Annotated in this window: 5 protein-coding genes; 1 reads left to right on the top strand and 4 read right to left on the bottom strand. The window is 35.4% G+C overall.

Annotated elements, in window-relative coordinates:
* Nucleotides 1-500: 500 nt before the first annotated feature.
* The 3 genes from CEY12_RS01615 to CEY12_RS01605 all read right to left on the bottom strand — a co-directional run bounded on the left by CEY12_RS01615 (nucleotide 501) and on the right by CEY12_RS01605 (nucleotide 3,078).
* Nucleotides 501-1,070 (bottom strand): porin family protein, encoded by a 570-nt coding sequence (locus CEY12_RS01615; RefSeq protein ID WP_089026032.1) that lies wholly within the window; start codon nucleotides 1,068-1,070, stop codon nucleotides 501-503.
* Nucleotides 1,071-1,294: 224 nt separating this feature from the next.
* Nucleotides 1,295-1,996, bottom strand: a complete 702-nt coding sequence (locus CEY12_RS01610) for a LytR/AlgR family response regulator transcription factor (protein WP_089026031.1) — start codon at nucleotides 1,994-1,996, stop codon at nucleotides 1,295-1,297.
* Nucleotides 1,993-3,078 (bottom strand): sensor histidine kinase, encoded by a 1,086-nt coding sequence (locus tag CEY12_RS01605; protein ID WP_089026030.1) that lies wholly within the window; start codon nucleotides 3,076-3,078, stop codon nucleotides 1,993-1,995. Before CEY12_RS01605 ends, CEY12_RS01610 begins: the two co-directional genes overlap by 4 nt.
* 334 nt (nucleotides 3,079-3,412) lie before the next feature.
* Between CEY12_RS01605 and CEY12_RS01600 the strand changes: the two genes are divergently transcribed.
* Entirely contained in the window at nucleotides 3,413-4,318 is a 906-nt protein-coding gene (locus CEY12_RS01600) for an aldo/keto reductase (RefSeq protein ID WP_089026029.1), read from the top strand.
* Nucleotides 4,319-4,435: 117 nt separating this feature from the next.
* Here CEY12_RS01600 and CEY12_RS01595 read toward each other — a convergent pair whose 3' ends face one another.
* Entirely contained in the window at nucleotides 4,436-6,469 is a 2,034-nt protein-coding gene (locus CEY12_RS01595; protein ID WP_157676732.1) for a M13 family metallopeptidase, read from the bottom strand.
* Nucleotides 6,470-6,607: the final 138 nt, after the last annotated feature.

Below are 6,607 nucleotides of genomic sequence, written 5' to 3'. Positions count from 1 at the left end.
AGCCCGTGGTTAGGCCGTTTTAATTGTTTTTTCTTCTTTATGTCTCAATTTGGTGATATGCTAATGTAAGTTATTTATCAATACAAACAGCATTAAAATAATATTAAATTATTAGGATGTTTAATTAAATTACACATAACAAATCAAAAATTTCATCTAGTATATTCATTTTAAAGCTTTTAGAAAAAAAAGTGTTTTAAAAAAATAATCACTTTGAAGTGATTTTTTTTTCGTATGTAATTATTTACTGCATAACAATATAAAGTAATATAACAGGATGAAACAATTTGGAATTAAAAAGGTCAAAAATAAAAATCAATACATCATTTCATTTTTAACCTTTATTAATATGATTTTTCATGTTAAGGTGAAACATCAGAATACGAGAGCCTAAATCTGACGTCATAACGCCTGAATTGTAGGATTCAGATTAAATTCACATTGTTCACATTTGGTTCTTAACGCGAAAAGAATACTGCTTCTTGTCTTAAAAAAATCTGTTAGAAAATTTTCATCGCAAGCCCTAACTGGATTTGTCTGCTTTTTGGTGAATCACCAACATCGCTGATCTTACTGAAGCCCCAGGTATATCTGCCATAAAGTATAAAGGGTTTAAAATTAACTTCTACTCCTGCAACCAGGCCAAAATCCGTTTTCTTAAAAAGCCGCCCACTGTTTTGAAGCAGTGTATCATCACTATTCGCCAAAAAACTAAATTGTGGTCCTCCTACAATAGTTATCAATCCCTGAGTATTGACACGAAGCAACACCGGAACAGAAATATAGTTTAGTTTTTTCTTTTTGTCGAAAGCATTAAAGAGAACTTCCGAATATCTTTCTTCAATCTTCGTATTGGATTGGTTGAACTGGACCTCCAGCTGTAATCCTAAAGTTTTTGAAAAATCATAGTAAGCAAATCCTCCCAACTGATATCCCAGTTCGAATTTATCCCTGAAAGCCTCGCCATCAATTTTTGTAAGATTAGCTCCTGCTTTTGCACCCAAATGTAACTGAGCACTTCCTTCCGCCAAACCGGCACATAATAAAATTGCAAAAAACACTTTTTTCATAATGGTATATTAATATGTAATTCCGGTAAAGGTAGGTGGTGCACCAATTTTACATCAAAAGAATTATACATACCCTTATATTTCCTATACTAAACTATCTGATAGAAATTAAATTCGATCGTAAGACCATGAGCTACTGTTAATGAATTGGAACCCACAAGAAACGGTGATTCCTTTTACACAGGAATCAGAATAATAAAACACAAAAAAGTCAGGAAGTATATCTATAGAGAATGTTTCGCAAAGAAATCGTCCCTATAGCTTTTTCCAAGGGTGATTTCCATTTCCTTAATCCATACACTGGTATTATCGAATGAGGTCACAAACTTTGTATTGACTACATGGCTTCTGCTAATCCTGGTAAATTGATCTTTAGGTAATTTTAGATAGATATTTTTAAGGTTCATCCAGGTAATATGCCGTCTTTCGTCAGTAGTATATATAATGACATAATCTTTCAGAGCCTCTATGTGAGTGATACTATCATAGAATATTTTATGGAAACGTTTGTCGGCACGGACAATAATATGTTCCTCTGAGGTATTTTCGACACTGTACTTATCATTTTTCAACAGGGACAGATAAGCAGATGCTTTTATGACAGTTTTGTTAAAGCGTTCCTGTGATATTGGTTTTAACAGATAGTCCATAGCATCTAACTCATAGCTTTCAATTGCATAGTGAGGATAAGCTGTAGTGAAGACAAGCAATGTTTCAGGAGGTATCAATGGAGCAAATTCAATCCCACTTCTAACAGGCATTTCAATATCTAAAAAAATAATATCTACTTCATGAGTTTTCAGGTATTCTTCAACGCCTATTGTGCTATTAAAAGCCCGCAAAAATGTGAGGTTTGGAGAATCCATTATTAAGTCTTCCATTCCCATTCTGGCAACCGGTTCATCATCAATCACTATACATTTCATAGGGGAAGTTTTAAGGTGGTAATATATTCGTCCTTCGTTCTGCTTGACTTCAATGAATAGGTATCTTTATAAATTAATTCTAACCTTCTTTGAATATTATTCAGTCCAACTCCACTCTCTTTATTCCTAACAGGGTTTACGACAGGAACTGAATTGACCACATGAATCTTTAAAAATCCATTTTCGATTAATAATACTCCATCTATATAGGATCCATCGGATGAATCCATACTATGTTTAATCGCATTTTCAATTAAAATAAGTAAAATATTAGGTGGAATCTTAACGTCCTTAATCTGATTTTCACAGTATTTTATGGTGTATTCAAAATTGTCCCGCCTGATTTTTTCAAGACTCAGATAATCGTCCATAAACTTAATTTCCGAAGAAAGATTAACTTCCTTTTCATTATTTTCATACAACAGATGTCTTAGAAAATCTGAAAGTTTCAAAATAATGTAGGAAGCTTTTTGTGGATCTCTTCTGGTAAGGATATTAATATTATTAAGCATATTGAATAAAAAATGAGGTTGTATCTGATTTCTTAAAGCTATTAATTCGCTTTCCGCTGATTTCTTTTTTAATTCATAAAATTTTTCAATATCCGCCATCCAATGCTGAAACAATTTCAATCCACTCGAAAATAAAATGATGGGAATTAAAAAACATGAAACCACTAAAACTTCCAACAAAGAATTTTTCATGTTGATGGAAGGGAGCAAACGATGACTTTCCAGTAAAAACTTCCTATGAATCAATAAAAAGCTGCATCCAATAAGAATAGAAAAACATAAAATGATCAGATAGTTGATCGATTTTCTTTTATAAAGAAATTTTGGAATCAATACATACATATTAAAATAGAAAAGAAGAGACAATAATGATACATTAAATATCCAATCCAAATGATCATAAATACCATCGAACTCTCCCCATCTTCTTCCTGCCGTCATGAAAAACAAAATACATGAAAAGCTTAAAAGATGCCGGATAATTCTATACTTTCCATCAACAAGAAACCTTAGCAAAAAATCATCTTTTACCTGCTTTTCTTTAAAAATAAGATTAAAGTTTTCTTTCATTAAAATATTCTAAAGATGTATTTTCTACTATTTTATAGTCTTAAGAACATACAAAATAAAGGCAATTTTTATGATCTGAAAAATAAATTATACGAGACTGCCTATTTACTATACAAAGCTTATTTTAAAAGAAAGACCGTTGTATTCATTTCAATCAGAATAAGATCACTTCTGCAAACAGCTCACATCAAATAAAAAATAGGTGATCAATCATCTTACATAAATTGTGATCTGGGTCACATAGCTACCCAGGAAATTCTATTGACATTTGTATCAGGAAAAAGGAACAGATCAGAAATTTAAATACACAATTCATCAAAATACATGATATAAAATGAAAACAACAAATAATAAAATTGGAATGCCAACGCTTGGATTTGGAACGTTGATCCCAGATAAAGCTTTAACAATAAGTGCAACGATTGATGCTCTGGAAGCAGGGTTCAGACATTTCGACTCTGCAGAACGGTATCAAAATGAAAATGAAGTAGGTATTGCATTACGGGAAGGACTTGCAGCAACGGGCATAAAACGTGAAGAGATTTTTGTCACCGGAAAATTGTGGAATACCAATCACCGTCCGGATCGTGTAAAAGCAGCATTTGAAGCCAGTCTTGGGAGATTAGGCCTTGATTATATGGATGCCTATCTTATCCATACTCCATTTGCATTTCAGCCTGGTGAGGATCATGATCCACGGGATGAAAACGGACATACAATTTATGATCAGGAGGTTACTTTAGCAAACACGTGGAAAGCCATGGAAAATTTGGTGGACGAGGGAAAAGTAAAGAATATCGGATTATCTGATGTGAATGTGGAACAGCTTTCTTCAATTTATAAATCAGCAAGGATCAAACCTTCTATTATTCAGGTCGAAGCGCATCCCTATCTCCCTGAAACAGAACTTCTGAATTTCTGTAAAGAAAATGATATTGTATTTTTAGCTTTTGCTCCACTGGGTCATGGAATAAGACCAGGAGTTCTTGAAGATCCTGTTATCTTAAGAATCGCTGAAAAGATCGGAAAGACACCTGCACAAGTGTTATTAGGCTGGGCAGCGCAACGTGAAACCACTATACTGACAACCCCTAAAACCAAAGCCCGCGCAAAAGAAAATTTTGATGTGGACTTCCTGCCACAAGATGCTTTTGATGAAATTAACGGTATTGAAACCAGACAAAGATATAATCAGGTAGTGAAAACAGGGGTTCCGGGGTTTATTGCAAGAGTGGATTAAATAAAAAAGAAAATAAATGTTGTTGTATAGGAAGAGTGAGTGTTTCTGCATCTTCTAAACAATACATCCTGCAATTTAAAATTTGCAGGATGTATCCGTTGCTTCTACTGATGTCTGTTACCAGATACGAACTCTCCTCTCAGGTGATAAGTACAGCTTGTCTTCTTGTTGTATATTAAAAGCTTTATACCATGCATCGATGTTTCTAACCACTCCATTTACACGATATTCCGCAGGTGCATGATAATCCCGTGATATGTTCATTCGATAGGCTTCGGGAGTGTAAAGTGTCCGGTTAACCTGGGCAAAAGATAAAAAATAACGCTGGTCATCGGTAAAACCATCTAAAACAGGTTGTTTCCCAGGATGATCTTTACGATACAGTTGATAAGCAGCATAAGCAACTTCGGCCCCTGTCAGGTCTCCAATATTCTCACCAAGCGTTTGCTTTCCATTGACATGGACTCCTTCTAATGGCGAAAAAGCGTCATACTGCTCAACAAGCAGCCTGGTACGCCCATCAAACTGCTTTCGTGTTTGACTGGTCCACCAATCACGCATATTACCTTGTCCATCAAACTTCGATCCTTCATCATCGAAACAGTGACCCAATTCATGCCCTATGATGGCACCTATAGCACCAAAGTTTACGGCCGGATCAACAGAGGGATCAAAGAATGGGGGTTGCAGTATACCTGCCGGAAATTCTATTGAGTTGTATAATTTACTACTTGTTGCATCAACGGTTTGAGGAACCTGGTACCAATCCTTGCTGGTAAAAACCCTCTGAAGCAAAGAACGTTCATAATCCCAATTGGCTTTTGCAATGATCTGTTCATTACCTACAGGATCTTTTGCATTAAACCTTATGGATGAATAATCACGCCAGGTTTCCGGATATCCTATCCTTACAGTAACAGCATCTAATTTAGCTTTTGCTTCGTTTCGGCTGCTTTCGTCAAGCCATTCCAACTTCTCTAATCTGGTCGCAAATGCTTTACGGATATACCCAACCAAATCCTCTATACTCTCGAGGGTTTCGACTGGAAAATACTTTTCGACATAAAGCCTTCCTACCAGTTGCCCTACCCGATTATTAACATATCGAATGGATTTCTGTTCTCTTGGAATATCTTTTGAAATCCCACTTAATACAGTAGAGTAAAAGTCAAACTGACTTTTTCGAAACTCCTCAGACAAAACAGTAGAATGATTAACGATCCAGTGAAAGGCCAGATAAGAGGCCCAAACATCAACAGGGATCTTTGTAAATAATGCAGCTTTAGCTTTTATTGCAGTATCTGCCTGTAATATCACTTCATCTACATTGTTCACCTGTCTTTCTGCTAAAAAGGTTTTCCATGGAAATCCCGGGGCATAAGTGCTTAGTTCAGAAGCAGGCATCAGATGTGAATTGATCTTACTGTCTCTCATTTGTGCAGGCGTCCACTGTACTGCTGCCAATTTAGTTTCCAGTTCAATAACGTCATTGGCCCTTTTATCGGCATTCCCGACACCTGCAAGTTGGAAAGTATGGCTAATATATTCTTGAAATGATTTACGATACCCCGGATAGGGTCCATCCTGTTTCTGGTACCATTCAGGAGCCGGTAAACCAATGCCACTTTCGCTGAGCGTAACAAGAAAACGGCTTCTGTCATTAAGATCAGGAGTTGTGTGAATTGCAATGATTGAGAAAGATTTAGGATTACTCATCCATTTTGCAACATCTTCGTAATGCTTTAAGGCAAGAATATTTTTTAAATCCTTTTGAATAGGTTTGAGCCCCAGCTTATCCATATTATCCGTATCGAGATATCCCAGATATAATGCACCTACCTGCTTCAGTGGACCTTTGATTCCCTCCTTTGTATAAGCCCCATCATGAATAACTTCAGCTATTCTTTCATTCACTTTATTTCCAACTTCACTGTAATTACTCAAACCCGAAGATCCGGCGGGAATTGTTTTCGACTGTAACCAACCTTCATTTACATACCTGTAAAAATCATCACCCGGCAATACTGACCTACTTATAAATTGAGTTTCAACACCCCAATTATTTTTATGCTGAATAAATTTTTCTTGTTGTGCCCAAATGAAACATGAATGGACAGACATAGCAACAATTATTATATTCTTTACGATCATCTCTCTTTTTTTTGAACTTGAAATTATCAGGCTTCGGAATTCTTTAGATGATTCCGAAAATCGGGTATTATCATTCACTTTAGATATTGTAAAGTGACTAAGTTACGCCAGATTTTAAATTATGAGTGTATAAATATC

Origin of the sequence: Chryseobacterium sp. T16E-39 (assembly GCF_002216065.1) — a bacterium.
In the GTDB taxonomy this organism is placed as follows: Bacteria; Bacteroidota; Bacteroidia; order Flavobacteriales; family Weeksellaceae; genus Chryseobacterium.
The sequence above is the reverse complement of the archived record's forward strand: the minus strand, read 5'-3'. Positions and strand labels throughout refer to the sequence as shown.